The 19,407-nt window shown below is 61.2% G+C and carries 14 protein-coding genes and 1 pseudogene; 2 read left to right on the plus strand and 13 right to left on the minus strand.

The features are described from left to right. Nucleotides 1–41: 41 nt before the first annotated feature. Nucleotides 42–458, minus strand: a pseudogene (locus tag KW568_RS27105) (transposase); the annotation flags it as partial. Nucleotides 459–497: 39 nt separating this feature from the next. Further along, a complete protein-coding gene (locus tag KW568_RS27110) occupies nt 498–1,826 on the minus strand; it encodes an IS110-like element ISPpu9 family transposase (RefSeq protein ID WP_004577239.1) in 1,329 nt (442 codons plus the stop codon). 366 nt (nt 1,827–2,192) lie between these two features. Between KW568_RS27110 and trxC the strand changes: the two genes are divergently transcribed. Beyond that, the gene (gene trxC / locus KW568_RS27115) at nt 2,193–2,627 is read left to right on the plus strand and encodes a thioredoxin TrxC (protein WP_003249170.1); all 435 of its coding nucleotides are present in this window, start codon (nt 2,193–2,195) and stop codon (nt 2,625–2,627) included. On the opposite strand, the gene KW568_RS27120 is transcribed toward trxC, so the two are convergent. Together KW568_RS27120 and KW568_RS27125 are read right to left on the minus strand one after the other, a co-directional pair. Then, nucleotides 2,624–3,397, minus strand: coding sequence for a ParA family protein (locus KW568_RS27120; RefSeq protein ID WP_003249168.1), 774 nt, complete (start codon nt 3,395–3,397; stop codon nt 2,624–2,626). The two genes, trxC and KW568_RS27120, sit on opposite strands and share 4 nt — an antisense overlap. 76 nt (nt 3,398–3,473) lie before the next feature. Then, entirely contained in the window at nt 3,474–4,373 is a 900-nt protein-coding gene (locus KW568_RS27125; RefSeq protein ID WP_003249165.1) for a LysR family transcriptional regulator, read from the minus strand. A 166-nt stretch (nt 4,374–4,539) separates the two neighbouring features. Here KW568_RS27125 and KW568_RS27130 point away from each other — a divergent pair, with 166 nt between their 5' ends. Further along, nucleotides 4,540–5,727, plus strand: coding sequence for an MFS transporter (locus tag KW568_RS27130; RefSeq protein ID WP_227743112.1), 1,188 nt, complete (start codon nt 4,540–4,542; stop codon nt 5,725–5,727). A gap of 67 nt (nt 5,728–5,794) precedes the next feature. On the opposite strand, the gene KW568_RS27135 is transcribed toward KW568_RS27130, so the two are convergent. The 9 genes from KW568_RS27135 to KW568_RS27175 all read right to left on the minus strand — a co-directional run bounded on the left by KW568_RS27135 (nt 5,795) and on the right by KW568_RS27175 (nt 19,402). Further along, nucleotides 5,795–6,142, minus strand: coding sequence for a YgiW/YdeI family stress tolerance OB fold protein (locus KW568_RS27135; protein ID WP_003249161.1), 348 nt, complete (start codon nt 6,140–6,142; stop codon nt 5,795–5,797). A 118-nt stretch (nt 6,143–6,260) separates the two neighbouring features. Further along, a complete protein-coding gene (gene hemE, locus KW568_RS27140; RefSeq protein ID WP_003249158.1) occupies nt 6,261–7,325 on the minus strand; it encodes a uroporphyrinogen decarboxylase in 1,065 nt (354 codons plus the stop codon). 194 nt (nt 7,326–7,519) lie between these two features. After that, a complete protein-coding gene (locus KW568_RS27145; RefSeq protein ID WP_004575495.1) occupies nt 7,520–8,938 on the minus strand; it encodes an FAD-dependent oxidoreductase in 1,419 nt (472 codons plus the stop codon). A gap of 123 nt (nt 8,939–9,061) precedes the next feature. Continuing rightward, nucleotides 9,062–13,507, minus strand: coding sequence for a glutamate synthase large subunit (gltB, locus tag KW568_RS27150; RefSeq protein ID WP_004575494.1), 4,446 nt, complete (start codon nt 13,505–13,507; stop codon nt 9,062–9,064). Between the two features lie 373 nt (nt 13,508–13,880). Continuing rightward, nucleotides 13,881–15,482, minus strand: coding sequence for an SPOR domain-containing protein (locus KW568_RS27155; protein ID WP_003249151.1), 1,602 nt, complete (start codon nt 15,480–15,482; stop codon nt 13,881–13,883). 15 nt (nt 15,483–15,497) lie between these two features. Further along, nucleotides 15,498–16,595, minus strand: coding sequence for a 3-dehydroquinate synthase (aroB, locus tag KW568_RS27160; RefSeq protein WP_004575493.1), 1,098 nt, complete (start codon nt 16,593–16,595; stop codon nt 15,498–15,500). 96 nt (nt 16,596–16,691) lie between these two features. Then, nucleotides 16,692–17,210 (minus strand): shikimate kinase AroK, encoded by a 519-nt coding sequence (aroK, locus tag KW568_RS27165; RefSeq protein ID WP_003249147.1) that lies wholly within the window; start codon nt 17,208–17,210, stop codon nt 16,692–16,694. A gap of 4 nt (nt 17,211–17,214) precedes the next feature. Beyond that, nucleotides 17,215–18,477 (minus strand): type IV pilus secretin PilQ, encoded by a 1,263-nt coding sequence (locus KW568_RS27170; protein WP_080634927.1) that lies wholly within the window; start codon nt 18,475–18,477, stop codon nt 17,215–17,217. After that, complete coding sequence (locus KW568_RS27175) at nt 18,401–19,402, minus strand: pilus assembly protein PilP (protein WP_004575491.1); 1,002 nt, start codon at nt 19,400–19,402, stop codon at nt 18,401–18,403. The genes KW568_RS27170 and KW568_RS27175 overlap by 77 nt, the downstream gene beginning before the upstream one ends. Nucleotides 19,403–19,407 lie beyond the last annotated feature (5 nt).

The following is a 19,407-nucleotide window of genomic DNA, read 5'->3' on the forward strand; positions in this document are numbered from 1 at the left end:
GCTCTCATCAAACAAAATGCAACCCATTGTTTTCTAAACACTCAAGCGGCCACCAGTTGATACCCCAGTTTCCGGGCTTTGCGAAGCAAAGCCCGGACCTGCCGGTCTTGGCTTCTGGTTTCAAACTCCTCAAGACCTTGTTCAACATAAGCCTGCTTCTTGGTTAACAGGTTGTACACCAGACGTGCCAACTGATGCGCAGTGGCCTTGATGGCGCAGCTGGTATCCATTCGAGTCAGTCTGGCTCGGTGTGATGCACCAATGAAACCCTTGTCGTTACGGGCATTGGATGCGGCCTGCTTGAGTGCTTGAGCTGCTCGATTGACTATTTTGGGCCCGCCACCTGCCAGTCGATGACCGCCGGAAATTCGGGTAGGGGGAGCCAGTCCCAACCAAGAGCAGAAGTGCTGTGAGGACGGGAAGCGTGATAGATCTGTACCGATCTCCCCTGCCAGCACTCTCATCAAACAAAATGCAACCCATTGTTTTCTAAACACTCAAGCGGCCACCAGTTGATACCCCAGTTTCCGGGCTTTGCGAAGCAAAGCCCGGACCTGCCGGTCTTGGCTTCTGGTTTCAAACTCCTCAAGACCTTGTTCAACATAAGCCTGCTTCTTGGTTAACAGGTTGTACACCAGACGTGCCAACTGATGCGCAGTGGCCTTGATGGCGCAGCTGGTATCCATTCGAGTCAGTCTGGCTCGGTGTGATGCACCAATGAAACCCTTGTCGTTACGGGCATTGGATGCGGCCTGCTTGAGTGCTTGAGCTGCTCGATTGACTATTTTGGGCCCGCCACCTGCCAGTCGATGACCGCCGGAAATTCGGGTAGGGGGAGCCAGTCCCAACCAAGAGCAGAAGTGCTGTGAGGACGGGAAGCGTGATAGATCTGTACCGATCTCCCCTGCCAGCACTAATGCAGTGTCCACCCCAATGGTTGGAATTGCGGTTAGGTCCACGCCAAGAACTTTCCACAATGTCTGATGCAATTCAGTCTGTTGGACACCGTTTCGGTGTGGGCTCCGTAAAGGCTTATTGGATGGCTCTGGCTTGTTTTGCAGCACCGGCAACTGCTCTAACGCGGCTTTTATGGCGTCGTCACAATCAGCAATTTGCTGCTCCAGGAAGTCATAGGCAGCCAATTCCTGAGTTAGCGCATGCAAATGCTCGCGCCGCCAATTGCCATGAAGACTCCGAGCGACAGCCTCCTTGCCTGCCTTGATGCGGCGGTCGGTCAGTTCAGCCAGTTGCACTGGGTCCCGTTCACCTGCGCAGATGGCTCGCAAAATCTTCATGCCAGTTACACCGGAAATATCACTGATGACATTGGCCAGCTGGATGTTCATTTGGCTCATGGCCTTTTGCATACGGTTCAGCGTCTGCGCCTGGTCTTTCACTTTGGAAGCACGCTGCCTGACCAATGACCGGACGCAGCAGGTCAGATCATCGGGGCGGAATGCGCCTCTGAGCAGTCCATGAGTCATCAGCTGCCAAATCCACTGGCAATCCAACACATCTGATTTACGGCCCGTGATTTGCCGAGTTGCTCTGGCATTGACGAGATAAACCTCAAAACCGCGCTCGCTGAGAATCTCGTAAATTGGAATCCAATAAACCCCCGTGGATTCCATGGCAACGACCTTGATCCCCAGGCTTTCAAGCCAGTTAGCCATCTTGAGTAGGTCGTCAGTAAAGGACGTGAACGACTGGACGGGATTTTCGTGCCGGGGATCGACCGCCACGAAATGTTCTCGACCACCGACATCGATCGCCGCGCAATCGGGATGGACGACGGTAAAGCGTTGCTTGGAAGGCTTGCGCGCCATGATGAATCCTCGCAGGATAAAGGGCGCGCGGGGCACACGGTGGCGAAAGGGTTCACTCTCTCATACGTGGTCACAGCTGAATCAGCTGATGCCTACAGGGACTTCACGCCGATACCGTGCGGATCACTCTCCTACGCGGGTGTGCGGACACACACCAGTGCTGGCTACGATCTCTGTCCCGCGCACACGAACCCTAACAAAGCAAAAGGCGGCTGGCCCTACCGGGCCAACCGCCTTTTCTTTTTCAAAATGTCAGCGTCGCTGCGGAACTGAAGCCGTACACCTCATGTTTGCTGCGCGACAGCGCAGCCCGGAAGGGCTGGGTGATCTCCTACAGGGAACCGCGATAGACCTACTGGAGATGAAATGACCGACCCACTGGTAATCCCCTGCCCCCACTGCAACGGCCTCAACCGCCTGCCCGCCGAGCGCCTGGGCGATGCGCCGAAATGCGGTCGCTGCAAACAGGACGTGCTGTTGAGCACCCCTTTCGAGCTCACCGAAGCCAGCTATGCCAGCCAGATCAAAGGCGACCTGCCGCTGCTGGTCGACATCTGGGCCGACTGGTGCGGCCCGTGCAAGTCATTTGCCCCCACCTTCGAAGAGGCCGCCCGGAAGCTTGCAGGCCGCTGCCGCCTGGCCAAGCTCGACAGCGAAGCCAACCGTAACCTCGCAGGGCAACTGGGCATACGCTCGATCCCCAGCCTGCTGCTGTTCAAGAACGGCCGCGAAGTCAGCCGGCAGGCCGGGGCGTTTCCACTCCAGTCCCTGCTGGAGTGGCTGCGTAACCACGGGGTTTAAGCATTCTCCTCAAGCAGCGAATGCAACTCGACAAACTGCAGAGTCAGCTTGTGCCGCGGCTCCAGGTGAATCAGCGGCAGGCTGGCGTGGTGCGATTCGCGCATTTTCACTGAGCTGCCCAAGTACACCGGCAGCACCGGTAACCCTTCGGCCAGCAGTTCGTCGAGCATCTGCTGTGGCAGGCTGGCACGTGACTGGAACTGGTTGACCACGATGCCTTCGACCACCAGGTCTTCGTTGTGGTCTTCCTTGAGGTCTTCGATCTCGGCCAGCAGGCCATACAGGGCCTGGCGCGAAAAGCTGTCGCAGTCGAAGGGGATCAGCACGCGATCGGCAGCGATCAGCGCAGAAACCGCATAGAAATTAAGCGCCGGCGGGGTATCGATGTAAATACGCTCGTAATCCTCGTCCAGCTCGTCGAGCAACTTGCGCAGCTTGTTGATCTTGTGTTTTGCCTCCAGCTTTGGCTGCAGGTCGGCCAGCTCGGCAGTGGCGGTGACCACATGCAGGTTGTCGAATGGGGTTTCGTAGATATCGACCTTGTTCTTCTTGCTGAACGGCCCGCTGGAAAGGCTTTGCTTGAAGAAGTCGGCGATGCCCATGGGGATGTCCTCGCCGGTCAGGCCGGTGAGGTATTGGGTCGAGTTCGCCTGGGCATCCAGGTCGATCAACAAGGTCCGGTAGCCTTCATTGGCACTGACCGCCGCCAGGTTGCAGGCAATGCTCGACTTGCCCACGCCACCTTTCTGATTGAACACCACGCGCCGCATGATTGACCTCCGTGTATCAACGAATGCCCGAGTATGTGGCGGCAGTGGGGCAATGACCAGTGCCAATTGACCGGCATCACGCCTGACCGACCACCTGCCCTGTCAACAACTCGGCAAATGCCTTGGCCATGACCGAATGGCCGCGCTCACGCTGCACCAGCCACACCGCCGACATCGCCTCTTCATCGAGCAAGGTGCGGTACACCACCCCTTCTATACGCATGCGCTGGAACGACGCCGGCAGCACCGACACCCCCAGCCCCGCCGAGACCAGGCCGATGATGGTCATCGCTTCCCCTGCCTCTTGCGCAAAATGGGGGCTGAAACCCGCATGCCGCGCCAGGCTCAGCAATTGTGCATGCAAGCCGCTGCCATAACTGCGCGGGAAGAACACGAAGGGCTCAGGGGCCAACGCCGCCATGTAGACGCCTTGCTCAGTGCCCTCAGCCAGCGGATGCGAAGCATTGATCACCGCCACCAACGGTTCTCGGAACAACTCGGTGGCCACCAACCCCTCCGGCAGCGGCATCGGCCGCATCAACCCCACCTCGATGGACTCGTCGAATACCCCTTCGGCAACATCACGGCTGCTCATTTCCTTGAGGTTCAGGTGCACCGCCGGAAAGCGCTGACGGAAGGCATGAATGGCCTTGGGGATTTTCGAGGTGAACGGGGCCGAGGAAGTGAAACCGATTTTCATCTCGCCCAGCTCGCCCAACTGCGCACGCCGAGCTACATCCGCGGCCTTCTCCACCTGCGCCAATACCTGGCGCGCTTCCTCGAGGAACAATCGCCCGGCCTCGCTCAGTTCGACACGACGATTGGTACGGTCGAACAACCGGGCCCCCAACTCCTGCTCCAGAGCCTGGATCTGCTGACTCAAGGGCGGCTGGGAAATACCCAGCTGCTGGGCGGCGCGGCCAAAGTGCAGCTCTTCGGCCACAGCAATGAAGTAACGCAGATGACGCAATTCCATGATCCGCTCCAAACAAGTCGCCAAACATCTCAAATAGGTCGAACAATATATTGGATCTAATCGTTAGCCAGCTATATGCTTTTTTTCATTGCGCCAGAGGTACCCGCCCGTGAAAACTGCAGTAGCCCCCCTCCTCCTTGAGCCACAACCTGCCATCCTGACCGAAATGTGGATCGAAAAAGGCACACCCGCTTTCATGAAAACCGTGCTGGCCTTGTTCAGCGGCGGTTTCGCCACCTTCGCCTTGCTGTACTGCGTACAGCCAATGATGCCTCTGCTATCCAACGAGTTTTCCATCAACGCGGCGCAGAGCAGCCTGGTACTGTCGGTGTCCACCGCCATGCTGGCGTTCGGCCTGCTGATCACCGGCCCCATTTCTGACCGCATAGGGCGCAAACCCGTGATGGTGTTCGCGCTGGTCTGCGCCGCCCTGTCCACCTTGGCCAGCGCAGTGATGCCCAGCTGGGAGCTGGTACTGGCCACCCGCGCCTTGGTCGGCCTGTCGCTGAGCGGCCTGGCGGCAGTGGCGATGACCTACCTGAGCGAAGAGATTCACCCGCAACACATTGGCCTGGCCATGGGCCTGTACATCGGCGGCAACGCGATTGGCGGCATGAGCGGGCGGCTCATCACTGGCGTACTGATCGACTTCGTCAGCTGGCACACGGCGATGCTGACCATTGGCGGCCTGGCCCTGGTGGCCGCGCTGGTGTTCTGGAAGGTGCTGCCGGAATCACGCAATTTCCGCGCACAGACGATGAACCCACGCAGCCTGCTGGACGGTTTTGTCATGCACTTCAAAGATGCAGGCCTGCCCTGGCTGTTTCTTGAAGCCTTCTTGCTGATGGGCGCCTTCGTCACCCTGTTCAACTACATCGGCTACCGCCTGCTGGCCGAGCCCTACCACATGAACCAGGCGCTGGTCGGCTTGCTGTCGGTGGTTTACCTGTCGGGTATCTACAGTTCGGCACAGGTCGGCGCGCTGGCGGACAAACTGGGCCGGCGCAAGGTGTTCTGGGCCAGTATCGTGGTAATGGCGGGTGGCTTGCTGATGACACTGGCCAGTCCGCTGGTGATGGTGATCGTGGGCATGCTGGTGTTCACCTTCGGCTTCTTTGGTGCGCACTCGGTGGCCAGCAGCTGGATCGGCCGCCGGGCGCTGAAGGCCAAGGGGCAGGCGTCGTCGCTGTACCTGTTCTGCTACTACGCTGGCTCCAGCGTGGCCGGTACGGCGGGCGGGGTGTTCTGGCACCAGTGGGGCTGGAACGGGATCGGGCTGTTCATTGGCAGCTTGCTGGCGGTGGCATTGCTGGTGGCATTGCACCTGAGCAAGTTACCACCCAAAACGGTGTGAGGCATTCGCGGGCACGCCTGCACCCACAACCTGTGGGAGCGGGCGTGACCACGAAGAGTCCATCAGATCAGTTGATGATCTCGACAATATCCACATCCACTTCCCGGCTCATCAGGTGCTTTTCCACCTCACCGGTCAGCTTCACCTTGGTCTTGTCGTTGAACGGCGTCGGCGGCAGGTCCTCATCGTCGATCTCGACAGTGATGGTGCCGGTGTTGTCCTTGAACTCGTACTTGTCGTCGTTGTTGATCTTCTTGGTCACGAAGCCCTGCAGCACGACGGGGGTGTCATCGGCGGCGTCGTTCGCGGCGGCAACCGTGGTTACCGACTGGGCGCCAGGGCCGGTGTAGCCAGCGGCAAATGCGCCAGCGCTGAACAAGGGGGCGAGGATGAGGGCAAGATAACGGATTTTCATGAGGATCGGGTCCTGTTTCGGTTTCGATGGGACCAGATTAACGACGATCGCTGAATTAAAACTTAATGCAAAATAAAAGCCCGGCACATGACCGGGCTTATGGTTTCCGCGTGTCACCTCACTGGTGATACTGCGCCGACAGCTCGTGAACGGCATTGATGAATACGCCGGCATGCTCCGGGTCGACTTCCGGGGTAATGCCGTGGCCAAGGTTGAACACATGGCCAGTGCCGTGGCCATAGCTGGCCAGGATGCGCGCCACTTCCTTGCGAATGGCCTCGGGCTTGGCGTACAGCACGGTCGGATCCATGTTGCCTTGCAAGGCTACTTTGTCACCCACGCGGCGGCGGGCGTCGCCGATCTCGCAGGTCCAGTCCAGGCCCAGTGCGTCGGCACCTGCGTCGGCGATGCTTTCCAGCCACAAACCACCATTCTTGGTGAACAGGATCACCGGCACCTTGCGCCCCTCGTGCTCGCGGATCAGGCCGCTGACGATCTTGCGCATGTAGGCCAGTGAGAACTCCTGGTAGGCCGCCGCCGACAGGTTGCCGCCCCAGGTGTCGAAGATCTGCACAGCCTGGGCGCCGGCCAGGATCTGGCCGTTAAGGTAGCTGGTGACCGACTGGGCCAGCTTGTCCAGCAGCAGGTGCAGGGCTTGCGGATTGTCGTAGGCCATGGCCTTGGTCTTGCGGAAGTCCTTCGACGAGCCGCCTTCGACCATGTAGGTGGCCAGGGTCCACGGGCTGCCGGAGAAGCCGATCAACGGCACACGGCCATTGAGCTCACGGCGAATGGTGCTGACCGCGTCCATCACGTAGCCGAGGTCTTTCTGTGGGTCCGGGACTGGCAGCGCTTCGATGTCAGCGGGGGTGCTGATGACCTTCTTGAAACGCGGGCCTTCGCCGGTTTCGAAGTACAGGCCCAGGCCCATGGCATCGGGAATGGTAAGGATGTCCGAGAACAGGATCGCTGCGTCCAGCGGGTAGCGGTCCAGCGGCTGCAGGGTGACCTCGCAGGCGAACTGCGGGTTCATGCACAGGCTCATGAAGTCACCGGCCTTGGCGCGGCTGGCGCGGTACTCCGGCAGGTAGCGGCCGGCCTGGCGCATCATCCACACCGGGGTGACGTCTACGGGTTGCTTGAGCAGTGCACGCAGGAAACGATCGTTCTTCAGGGCAGTCATGTCGGCATCCGGAAAAATAGTGCGGGCATTTTCTCAGACACCAGCGCAAAAGGCACGGCCATGACCATGTGTTTTGTCTATTGGATGCCACAGATCAAGCGTTTTTGTATACAAAAGCTTCGCGGGCATGCCCGCTACCACGGGTTCTACGCTTAACCCTGTGGGAGCGGGCATGCCCGCGAACAGGCCGAAAATCAGACTTCGAGGTAGTCCAGGATACCCTCGGCGGCCGTACGCCCTTCGAAGATTGCAGTCACCACCAGGTCCGAACCGCGCACCATGTCGCCACCGGCAAACACTTTCGGGTTGCTGGTCTGGTGCTTGAACTTGCCCTTCTCCGGGGCAACCACACGGCCCTGGCTGTCCAGCTGAATGCCATGCTGCTCAAACCACGGCGCCGGGCTCGGGCGGAAGCCGAAGGCGATTACCACGGCGTCTGCCGGCAGGATCTCTTCGGAGCCCGGGATTGGCTCAGGACTGCGGCGCCCACGGGCATCAGGCTCGCCCAGGCGAGTCTCGACCACTTTGACGCCTTCGACCTTGTCCTCACCCACAATGGCGATGGGCTGGCGGTTGTAGAGGAACTTCACACCCTCTTCCTTGGCGTTCTTCACCTCTTTGCGCGAACCCGGCATGTTGGCTTCGTCACGACGATAAGCACAGGTCACCGCCTTGGCACCCTGACGGATCGAGGTACGGTTGCAGTCCATCGCGGTGTCACCACCACCCAGCACCACCACTTTCTTGCCCTGCATGTCGACGAAGTCTTCCGGCGACTTCTCGAAGCCCAGGTTGCGGTTGACGTTGGCGATCAGGAAGTCCAGTGCGTCATGCACGCCCGGCAGGTCTTCACCCGGGAAGCCGCCCTTCATGTAGGTGTAGGTACCCATGCCCATGAACACCGCGTCGTACTCGGCGAGCAGCTGTTCCATGGTCACGTCCTTGCCCACCTCGGTGTTCAGGCGGAACTCGATGCCCATGCCGGTGAACACTTCACGGCGGTTGCTGAGCACGGTCTTTTCCAGCTTGAACTCGGGGATACCGAAAGTCAGCAGGCCACCGATCTCAGGGTTTTTGTCGAACACCACCGGGGTTACCCCGGCGCGCACCAGCACATCGGCGCAGCCCAGGCCAGCCGGGCCTGCGCCGATGATGGCGACGCGCTTGCCGGTGGGCTTGACCTTGGACATGTCCGGGCGCCAGCCCATGGCGAAGGCGGTATCGGTGATGTACTTCTCCACCGAGCCGATGGTCACCGCGCCGAAACCGTCGTTCAGGGTGCAGGCACCCTCGCACAGGCGGTCTTGCGGGCAAACACGGCCGCATACTTCCGGCAGGGTGTTGGTCTGGTGCGACAGTTCCGCCGCGGCCAGGATGTTGCCTTCGGAGACCAGCTTCAACCAGTTGGGGATGAAGTTGTGTACCGGGCACTTCCACTCGCAATACGGGTTACCGCAGCCCAGGCAGCGGTGCGCCTGCTCCAAGGACTGCTGCGGCTTGAACGGTTCGTAGATTTCCACGAACTCCTTCTTGCGCTGGCGCAACAGCTTTTTTTTCGGGTCCTTTCGGCCCACTTCGATGAACTGGAAGTCGTTGTTCAGACGTTCAGCCATTTTTCAAAACCTCTTTACAGCAGCTGCAAGCTACACGCTGCAAGCCGCAAGACGATCACTTAAGCCGGGCAAACCTCTCACTGCCATTACGTGCAGCTTGAGGCTTGCCACTTGCAGCTGTTTTTACTGCGGGTTGGCACGGGTGCTGGACAGCAGCTGCTTCAGGTTGGCTGCCTTCGGCTTGACCAGCCAGAAGCGCCGCACGTAGTCGTCCAGGTTCTCCGAGAGCTCACGCCCCCACTCGCTGCCGGTCTCATCCACATACTCGGCAAGGACACGCGCCAGGTGGCTACGGTAGGCCTCCATCGCTTCACCACTGATACGCTGGATTTCCACCAGCTCGTGGTTGAGCTTGTCGACGAAGCTATTGTCCATGTCGAGCACGTAGGCAAAGCCGCCAGTCATGCCAGAACCGAAGTTGTAACCGGTCTTGCCCAGAACGCAGACAAAGCCGCCGGTCATGTATTCACAGCAGTGATCGCCAGTGCCCTCGACAACAGCATGGGCGCCGGAGTTACGCACAGCGAAGCGCTCGCCCGCAGTACCTGCGGCAAACAGCTTGCCGCCAGTGGCACCGTACAGGCAGGTGTTGCCGACGATGGCGCTGTGCTGGGTTTCGAACGGGCTGCCGGCTGGCGGCACGATGGTGACCTTGCCACCGGTCATGCCTTTGCCGACGTAATCGTTGGCGTCGCCTTCCAGGTGCAGGTTAAGGCCACCAGCGTTCCACACGCCAAAGCTCTGGCCCGCAGTCCCCTTGAAGCGGAAGGTGATCGGCGCCGCGGCCATGCCCTGGTTGCCGTGCAGGCGGGCGATTTCGCCCGACACACGCGCACCAATGGAGCGGTCGCAGTTGCAGATGTCGAGGCTGAACTCGCCACCCGCCTGGTCGCGGATGGCCGGCATGGCCATATCAACCATCTTCTCGGCCAACTCGCCCAGGTCGAACGGCGGGTTCTTGTCGACTTCGCAGAACTGCGGTTTGTCCGCCGGAATGTGCGAGCTGCCCAGCAGCGGCGACAGGTCCAGGTACTGCTGGCGTTCGGTGTCACCTGGCAGCACTTCGAGCAGGTCGGTACGGCCGATCAACTCGCCAAGGCTGCGCACACCCAGCTTGGCCAACCACTCGCGGGTTTCTTCGGCGACAAAGGTGAAGAAGTTGATCACCATGTCGACGGTGCCGATGTAGTGGTCCTTGCGCAGCTTGTCGTTCTGGGTGGCCACGCCGGTGGCGCAGTTGTTCAGGTGGCAGATGCGCAGGTACTTGCAGCCCAGGGCAATCATTGGCGCGGTACCAAAGCCGAAGCTTTCGGCACCGAGGATGGCCGCCTTGATCACGTCCAGGCCGGTTTTCAGGCCGCCGTCGGTCTGCACCCGCACCTTGCCACGCAGGTCGTTGCCACGCAGGGTCTGGTGGGTTTCCGCAAGGCCCAGCTCCCAAGGGGCGCCGGCGTATTTGATCGAGGTCAGCGGCGAAGCACCGGTACCACCGTCGTAACCGGAGATGGTGATCAGGTCGGCATAGGCCTTGGCCACACCTGCGGCGATGGTGCCCACGCCCGCTTCGGCTACCAGCTTGACCGATACCAGCGCCTGCGGGTTGACCTGCTTGAGGTCGTAGATCAGCTGCGCCAGATCTTCGATCGAGTAGATGTCATGGTGGGGCGGTGGCGAGATCAGGGTCACGCCCGGTACCGCATAACGCAGCTTGGCGATCAGGCCGTTGACCTTTCCGCCCGGCAACTGGCCGCCCTCACCCGGCTTGGCGCCTTGGGCAACCTTGATCTGCAGCACTTCGGCGTTGACCAGATACTCCGGGGTCACACCAAAACGGCCGGTGGCCACCTGCTTGATCTTCGAGCTCTTGATGGTGCCATAGCGCGACGGGTCTTCGCCGCCTTCACCCGAGTTGGAGCGTGCGCCCAGGCGGTTCATGGCCTCGGCCAGCGCTTCGTGGGCTTCCGGCGACAGTGCACCCAGCGAGATACCCGCCGAGTCGAAACGCTTGAGAATCGCCTCCAGCGGCTCGATCTGCTCCAGCGCCAGCGGCTGGTCGGCCACTTTCACCTTGAGCAAGTCACGAATCATCGACACCGGGCGCTGGTCCACCAGCGTGGTGTATTCCTTGAACTTGGCGTAGTCGCCCTGCTGTACAGCCGCTTGCAGGGTGTTGACCACATCCGGGTTGTAGGCGTGGTATTCGCCACCGTGGACGAACTTCAGCAGGCCACCTTGCTGGATCGGCTTACGCGCGCTCCAGGCTTCGGCCGCCAGCAGCTTCTGGTCGTTCTCCAGGTCTTCGAAGCGCGCACCCTTGATGCGGCTGGACACGCCCTTGAAGCTCAGGCCGACCACTTCCTCGGCCAGGCCAATGGCTTCGAACAGCTGTGCACCGCGGTACGAGGCGATGGTGGAGATACCCATCTTCGACAGGATCTTCAGCAGGCCCTTGGAGATACCTTTGCGGTAGTACTTGAACACTTCGTCCAGGTCGCCCAGCACTTCACCGGTACGGATCAGGTCAGCCAGTACTTCATACGCCAGGTACGGGTAAACGGCCGAGGCACCGAAGCCCAGCAGCACGGCGAAGTGATGCGGATCACGGGCGGTAGCGGTTTCCACCAGGATGTTGCTGTCGCAGCGCAGGCCCTGTTCGGTCAGGCGGTGGTGCACTGCACCAACGGCCAGCGAAGCATGCACCGGCAGCTTGCCCGGGGCGATATAACGGTCGCTCAGCACCAGCTGGGTCTTGCCCCCACGCACAGCTTCTTCGGCCTGGTCGGCAATGTTGCGGATGGCCGCTTCCAGGCCGACGCCCTGCTCATAGTTGAGGTCGATCAGCTGGCGGTCGAAGCCTTCGCGCTCCAGGTTCATCAGCGAACGCCACTTGGCGGGCGAGATGACCGGCGAGCTGAGGATGACCCGCGAAGCGTGCTCCGGGGACTCCTGGAAGATGTTGCGCTCGGCACCCAGGCAGATTTCCAGCGACATCACGATCGCTTCGCGCAGCGGGTCGATCGGCGGGTTGGTTACCTGAGCGAACTGCTGGCGGAAGAAGTCGTACGGCGAACGCACGCGCTGCGACAGCACGGCCATCGGCGTGTCGTCACCCATCGAGCCAACGGCTTCCTGGCCCTGCTCACCCAACGGGCGCAGTACCTGGTCACGCTCTTCGAAGGTGACCTGGAACATCTTCATGTATTGCTTGAGCTGGTCAGCGTCGTAGCTGGCCACACCCTGGTCGTCGGTCAGCGTCGCCTGGATACGCGTAGCGTGCTGGCGCAACCAGCGCTTGTACGGGTGCCGCGACTTCAGGCGGTTGTCGATGGCGTCGGTGTCGAGGATCTGGCCGGTTTCGGTGTCCACGGCAAGGATCTGGCCCGGGCCGACACGGCCCTTGGCCAGCACTTCCTCAGGCTGATAGCCCCATACGCCGATTTCCGAGGCAATGGTGATGTAACCATTGGTGGTGGTCACCCAGCGCGCCGGGCGCAGACCGTTTCGGTCGAGCAGGCACACCGCGTGGCGGCCTTCGGTCATGACGATACCGGCCGGGCCATCCCACGGCTCCATGTGCATGGAGTTGTATTCGTAGAAGGCGCGCAGGTCGGCGTCCATGGTCTCGACGTTCTGCCACGCTGGCGGTACCAGCATGCGCACGCCGCGGAACAGATCGATGCCACCGGTGACCATCAGTTCCAGCATGTTGTCCATGCTCGACGAGTCGGAGCCGACGCGATTGACCAGCGGGCCGAGCTCTTCGAGGTCGGGGATCTGGTCATTGGCGAACTTGGTGCGACGAGCAACGGCCCAGTTACGGTTGCCGGTGATGGTGTTGATCTCGCCGTTATGGGCGAGGAAGCGGAACGGCTGCGCCAGCGGCCATTTCGGCAGGGTGTTGGTGGAGAAGCGCTGGTGGAACACGCAGATCGCGGTTTGCAGGCGCTCGTCACCCAGGTCTGGATAAAACGCCGCGAGATCGCGCGGCATCATCAGGCCTTTGTAGATGATGGTCTTGTGCGAGAAGCTGCAGATGTAGTGGTCGGCGTCGTGGGCGTTGGCCACCGACGAACGACGACGGGCACTGAACAGCTTGATGGCAAATTCCTGGTCGCTCAGGCCTTCACCGCCAATGAACACCTGCTCGATCTGCGGCAGGCGCTCGAGGGCCAGGCGGCCGAGTACGCTGGTGTCGATCGGCACCTTGCGCCAGCCAACCAGTTTCAGGCCAGCGGCGACGATCTCGCGGTCCATGTTGGCGCGGGCAGCTTCGGCTTTGACCGGGTCCTGGTTGAAGAACACCATGCCGACGGCGTACTGCTTGGGCAGCTCGACAGCGAAGTGCTCCTGGGCCATGGCACGCAGGAATTGATCGGGCTTCTGCATGAGCAGACCGCAACCGTCACCGGTCTTGCCGTCGGCATTGATGCCACCGCGGTGGGTCATGCACGTCAGCGCCTGCATGGCGGTTTGCAGAAGGTGGTGGCTCGGCACACCCGTCATATGGGCGATCAGGCCAAAACCACAGTTGTCCTTGAATTCTTCGGGATGGTACAGACCTGTTTTCATAGACACATTCTCACCAGGTTCACCTCTCAACGGAGGTAAATCTCTTTTTTAACAACCACTTACCATCCACGCCGATCAAACGCCAGCTTTTTTGCGGTGGTCATGGAAAACCATTGTTGCACAGCGACAGCGACGCCCACAAATTTTCATGTCTCATCATCGAAAATTTATGTCGCAATTTTGAATGTTTTTGCGCCATGCGCCGTGATAGCGGCTTGGCTCGAGTCTGAAGCGTTTCAGCCATGACTGCAACTAGGGGCTTGTGGCCGGCAGTCCGGGACAGAAAAGCCTGCCGCGCTCGGGCGCAGCAGGCTAGTCGAAAGCTAGAATTCGCTTAGCTACTGGGCGGCAGGGTGATGCCGCCCGGAAGGTATCAGCGGGCCGTGGCCAGCTCTTGTTGGACGCTGCCGACGGTACGTGGCCAAGGTTTACCAGCCTGGACCTTCGCTGGCAAGTTCTTGATTGCCGCTACCGCTGCGTCGCGGTTGGCGAAACTGCCGTAAGTCACGACGTACAAGGGCTTGCCCTGCAGGTTTTTCTTGAAGTAGCGATAGTCGCCACCCTGGGCCTTGACGTAAGCCTGGGCCGACGCCTCGGAGCTGGTACCGAGGATCTGCACCACGTAATTGCCCGGCTTCTGTCCGGCATACCAGCCGCTGTTGCCAGCGCTAGCGGGGGCTGGTTTTTCAGCTGGTTTTTCGGCAGCTTTGGCGGCCGGCTTGGCCACGGCGACCTGGGTCGGCGCTGGTGCTGGCTTGGCCGGCGCAACCGGTTTCGCGGGCTGGGTTGCAACAGGCTTGGGCGCAGGCGCAACCGACTGAACTGGCTGGGCCGGCGCAGGCGCCGGGCCAGCTGGCACACCTTGTGGCGGAGCGATGGTGGTCACGGTGGGTGGCGGGTTGCCAGGCTGCAGCGCGGTGTCGACAGCCGGGCCTCCCTCTTCACCCTCGCCCATGCCTGCGGCTTGGGCCAGCGGCTCGCGCATCACCGGCTGCGACTGGCCAACCAGTGGCAGCGGCATTGGCTGGGACGAGCCAGAGAACTCGATGGCAGCACCCTGCTTGCCGTCACCCAGCGGCAACTGGGCCTGGGCGGCCGGCGCTTCGGCAGGGGCCTTGTCGCCTTTCTTGGGCATCAATACCGCGGCCGCAACGGCAACCACGACCACAGCGGACAGTGCGAGCACATGTTTTTTAGGCATCTTGAACCCCATGGTTGGTCGCTTGGCCGTCGAGCGGCTGGCGATCATGGCTTCGATCAAAGTGTCACGGGCGACCTGATTGATGTTGCCAGGCCAGCCGTCGGAGTTTTCATGGATATCGGCGATCTGTTCACGGCTGAACACCTCGATTCCCCGACCAGCCCCTTCCAGGCGCTGTTCCAGGTACTCGCGGGTTTCTTCTTCACTGTAGGGCGCAAGCTCAATGATGTGGAAACGTTCTTCCTCGACATTGAGCTCATCCAGCCCGGCAATCAGCGATGGCTCACCGAACAGAAACACGTGCGGACGCCCTTCAGGAACCCCCGCCGCCAACTCCAGCAACGCTTGGAGTGCCGACTCGTCGAGTTGTTCCGCATCGTCCACCAGCAAATACACTTCCTGCCCGGTCAGTGCCAGCTGCACCACCTTCGACAGGATCGCCTGCACCTCGGGCTGGGCCACACCCAGCTCCTGCGCGACCTGCGCGAGCATACTGGAGGCGTCGCTGGCGCTGCGGGCCGACACCACCACACTTTGCACAGTCTGCTTGTTGGTGCTGGCCACCAGGGCCTGGCGAAGTAGCGACTTGCCGCTGCCCAACGGGCCGCTGACCACCAGCATCAACTGGCTATAGCGCGCCAGGTGGTGCAGTTGGCCAAGCACCGGTTTGCGCTGGGCCGGGAAGAACTTGAAGCCAGGTACGCGGGGCGCGAACGGATCATGGCTCAACTGGTAATGGTCGAGAAAGGCCTCATCGGCATGCAAACTTGTCATTGCGCTGTCACAACCTCAAAGCTGGGCCACGATCGCGCGGTAATCCGCCGACAGCGTGGCCTGAAGAATCTCTTTCGAATAGTCGTCGGTCACCACGGCCTCGCCCATCTGGCGCAGCAGCACCAAACGCAAACGACCGTCGAGCACCTTCTTGTCGACCGCCATGTGCTCCATGAAGTGCGCCGGGGTCATTTCCTGTGGTGGCACCACCGGCAAACCTGCGTCCTGCAACAGGCGGATTCCACGATCGCGCTCAGCCTGGTCGATCCAGCCAAGGCGCATGGACATTTCCAGGGCCATCACTGTGCCCGCCGCGACAGCCTCGCCGTGCAGCCACACGCCATAGCCCATGTGGGTTTCGATAGCATGCCCGAAGGTATGCCCCAGGTTCAGCGTGGCCCGTACGCCCGACTCGCGCTCGTCAGCACCCACCACTGCGGCCTTGGCCGCGCAAGAGCGGCGGATGGCCTCGGTCAGGGCTGCCGAATCGAGGGCACGCAGTGCCTGCATATTGTCTTCGAGCCAGGCGAGGAACGGCTTGTCGCAAATCAGGCCGTACTTGATCACTTCGGCCAGACCTGCGGACAGCTCGCGCGCTGGCAGGGTCTTGAGGCTGGTGGTATCGATCAGCACCGCATTGGGCTGATAGAACGCACCGACCATGTTCTTGCCCAGCGGATGATTGATGCCGGTCTTGCCACCCACGGAAGAGTCGACCTGGGACAACAGGGTAGTCGGCACCTGGATGAAGTCGACGCCGCGCTGGTAGCAGGCGGCTGCGAAACCAGCCATGTCACCAATCACGCCACCACCAAGCGCGACCACAGTAGTACGACGATCATGCCGAGCTGTCAGCAGGCCATCGAAGATCAACTGCAATGTTTCCCAGTTCTTGTGGGCTTCCCCATCGGGCAACACCACTGGCAGTACCGAGTAGGCTCCGAGGGCCTTGCTCAGGCGTTCGAGATACAGCGGCGCGACGGTCTCGTTGGAAACGATGGCTACCTGCCGACCCGCAATGTGCGGCGCCAGCAGCTCAGGCCGGTCCAGCAGGCCTTCGCCAATGTAGATCGGGTAGCTACGCTCGCCCAGGTCGACCTTTAGTGTCTGCATGTATCCCCACAATGTACTTGGGCGCGGCGCCATCCGGCGACCTGCGCGGTAACGTTGAGCCTCGCCTCGGCGCTGGAGGCCGAGAATAGTCCCGGGTTAACGGGGCGGCAACTGCTGCAAGCGCTCGAGAATATCGATCACCACCATGCGTGGTGGCCGCTCGTCGGTTTCAACCACCACGTCGGCGATCTCGCGGTAGAGCGGGTCGCGGGTTTCCAGCAAGGTGCGCAAGGTCGCCTCCGGATTGGCTGTGCGCAGCAGCGGGCGATTGCGGTCGCGCGCGGTGCGACCGACTTGCTGCTCGACCGAAGCATGCAGGTAGATCACCCGGCCACCCTGATGCAGCGCCTGCCGGTTGGCTTCGCGCATCACCGCGCCACCACCGGTGGCCAGCACCACACCGTCGAGCGCGCACAACTCGGCAATCATCGCTTGCTCGCGATCACGGAAACCCGGCTCGCCTTCCTTGTCGAATATCCACGGGATGTTTGCGCCGCATCGCAGTTCGATTTCCTTGTCGGAATCCTTGAACAGCAGGCGCAGCTCTTTGGCCAACAGGCGTCCGATGGTGCTTTTACCAGCGCCCATGGGCCCCACAAGTATCAAATTTCGCACAGAATCAACGACTCACAGCAATCGCCTGGTCACTCATGATACGCGGAGTCAGGAAGACCAGCAGCTCGGATTTTTTCTCTTGTAATGCATCGCGTCGAAACAGCCGCCCAACATACGGCAGATCGCCGAAAAATGGCACCTTGTCGACCACATTGTTTTGCGAAGTCGAGTAGACGCCACCGATCACGATCGTTTCGCCGTCAGCCACACGAACCTTGGCATTGACCTCGTTCTTGCGGATCGGCGGTACGTTGTTCAAGGCATTGACGTAATCCGGCTCGTCCTTGGTCACCCGGACGGTCATGATCACCTTGTTGTCCGGAGTGATCTGTGGCGTTACTTCCAGCGACAGCGAGGCTTCGCGAAACGATACCGAGGTAGCGCCGCTTTGGCTGGTTTCCTGGTAAGGCACCTCGGTACCCTTGAGGATCCTCGCCGTTTCCTTGTCAGCCGTGACCACCTTGGGCTGCGAAATGATCTCGCCGTTGCCGCTTTTTTCCATGGCACTGAGTTCCAGATCCAGCAACACGTCACCGCGCAACAAACCCAGGCCGATACTGCTGCCGGCTCGCTCCAGACCGAGGTCGACAAACAGCTCCTTGCCGGGCCGCAGTTTCTCGCCGTACAGCGGCCCACCCCAGCGTACCCCCAGGCTTTTCTCATAATCGACGTTGGCTTCGACGATACGCGCTTCGATCGCTACCTGACGCACCGGCACATCCAACTGCGCCACCAGCTGGCGTAACTCGGCCAGGCGGTCAGCGGGCAGGTACACCACCAGCGTATTGGTGCGCTCATCGACACTCAGGCTACCCGTGGAGATGCCGCCACCCTCCAGACTTGCCAGCAGCAACTGCGCCAAATCGGCGGCCTTGGCGTGGTGAATGGTCAGCAGTTCCCGACGCAATGGCTGCAGCTGCGCGTCCAGCACTTGGCTCACCCGGGCGTCTGCCGATTGCGCGGCAAACTCGGCCGCAGGCGCCACCAACAGCACATTGCCCTCCTGGCGCCGGGACAGGCCCTTGCTGCGCAGCACCAGGTCAAGTGCCTGATCCCACGGCACGTCCTGCAAACGCAAAGTGACGCTGCCTTGTACCGCATCACTGGCGACCAGGTTGACGCCGGCGTAGTCAGCCAGCACCTGCAGCACCGCACGCACCTCTACATCCTGGAAGTTCAGCGACAGGGGTTCACCCTGGTAAGGCGTCGCCGAAGCCAGCGGGATCGACAGCAGGGTTGCCAGCAGGTATTTCATCCACGTTTTCATTCGGGTCCGAGGCCTCCTTGCCCAGGCGCTTGGCGAGGGTGATGAACGCCGTGCGCTCGTGCCATACCCCCGCCATGAACAGCCGCTCACGCACTTCGACCTGACGTTGGTCTATATGCATCACTACCCCCTGATCACGCCCTACCCGGTCGCCCGGGCGTACGCGATAGAGCTTGCCAGCCGCCATCAGCAGTGCCTCGCGTGCCGCCCCGCGCGCCAGGCTGCCGACCATTTCCAGCTGCGCCAACGGCACGCCGACCAGCCCGGCACTGGCCACTCGCGCAGCAGCCGGCGCAAACGGGTCCACTTCAGGTGCAACCATTGCGGCCCTTGCCGGCAGGTCCGCCAGCATTGCAGGTGCCTTCAGGGGCGTAGCCGCGTGATAGGCATCAACCCGCAACTGCAGGCGCAACAGTCCAGGCTGGCGATCAACGGTTGCCAGGCTCATGTCACCGCTGCGCAGAATCCGCGCCTGCCCCAACCAGTCGCCCAGCCACAGCCGCAAGGCCGAGTAACGCCCTACCACTTGCACCACCAGCGGTACCTTACTGAATCCGGCCTGTTGCTCGCCCTCACCTACATCGAGGCGCTCGACAAGCAAGCCGTGCGCATGCCCCGACACTGCCAGACGCTCAAGCAGGTCGCTCATGCTCTCCCCGGCCGCCAGGTACCAGTGCGCCGCTTGCAACCGCTGTTCGGCAATCACCGTTAGAGCCTTCAGCCGCTCCAGTTCGGCCAACTGCGATGCACTGGCTGCCTGCAGCTGGCTCAACTCGACATGCCTGGCATCCTCCCGCGCCTGCTGCTGCAACAGGGCGGGCAGGCGCATCGCGCAGCCCAGGCTGAACAACACAACAGCCACCAGCACTGGCGCCAGCCGTCGGAAGCGCCCTGAGCCCTCGACCACCGCCAGCCAAGCGAGCATCTGCG

The sequence above is a fragment of the Pseudomonas sp. HD6515 genome (genome assembly GCF_024971855.1).
GTDB lineage: Bacteria > Pseudomonadota > Gammaproteobacteria > Pseudomonadales > Pseudomonadaceae > Aquipseudomonas > Aquipseudomonas alloputida.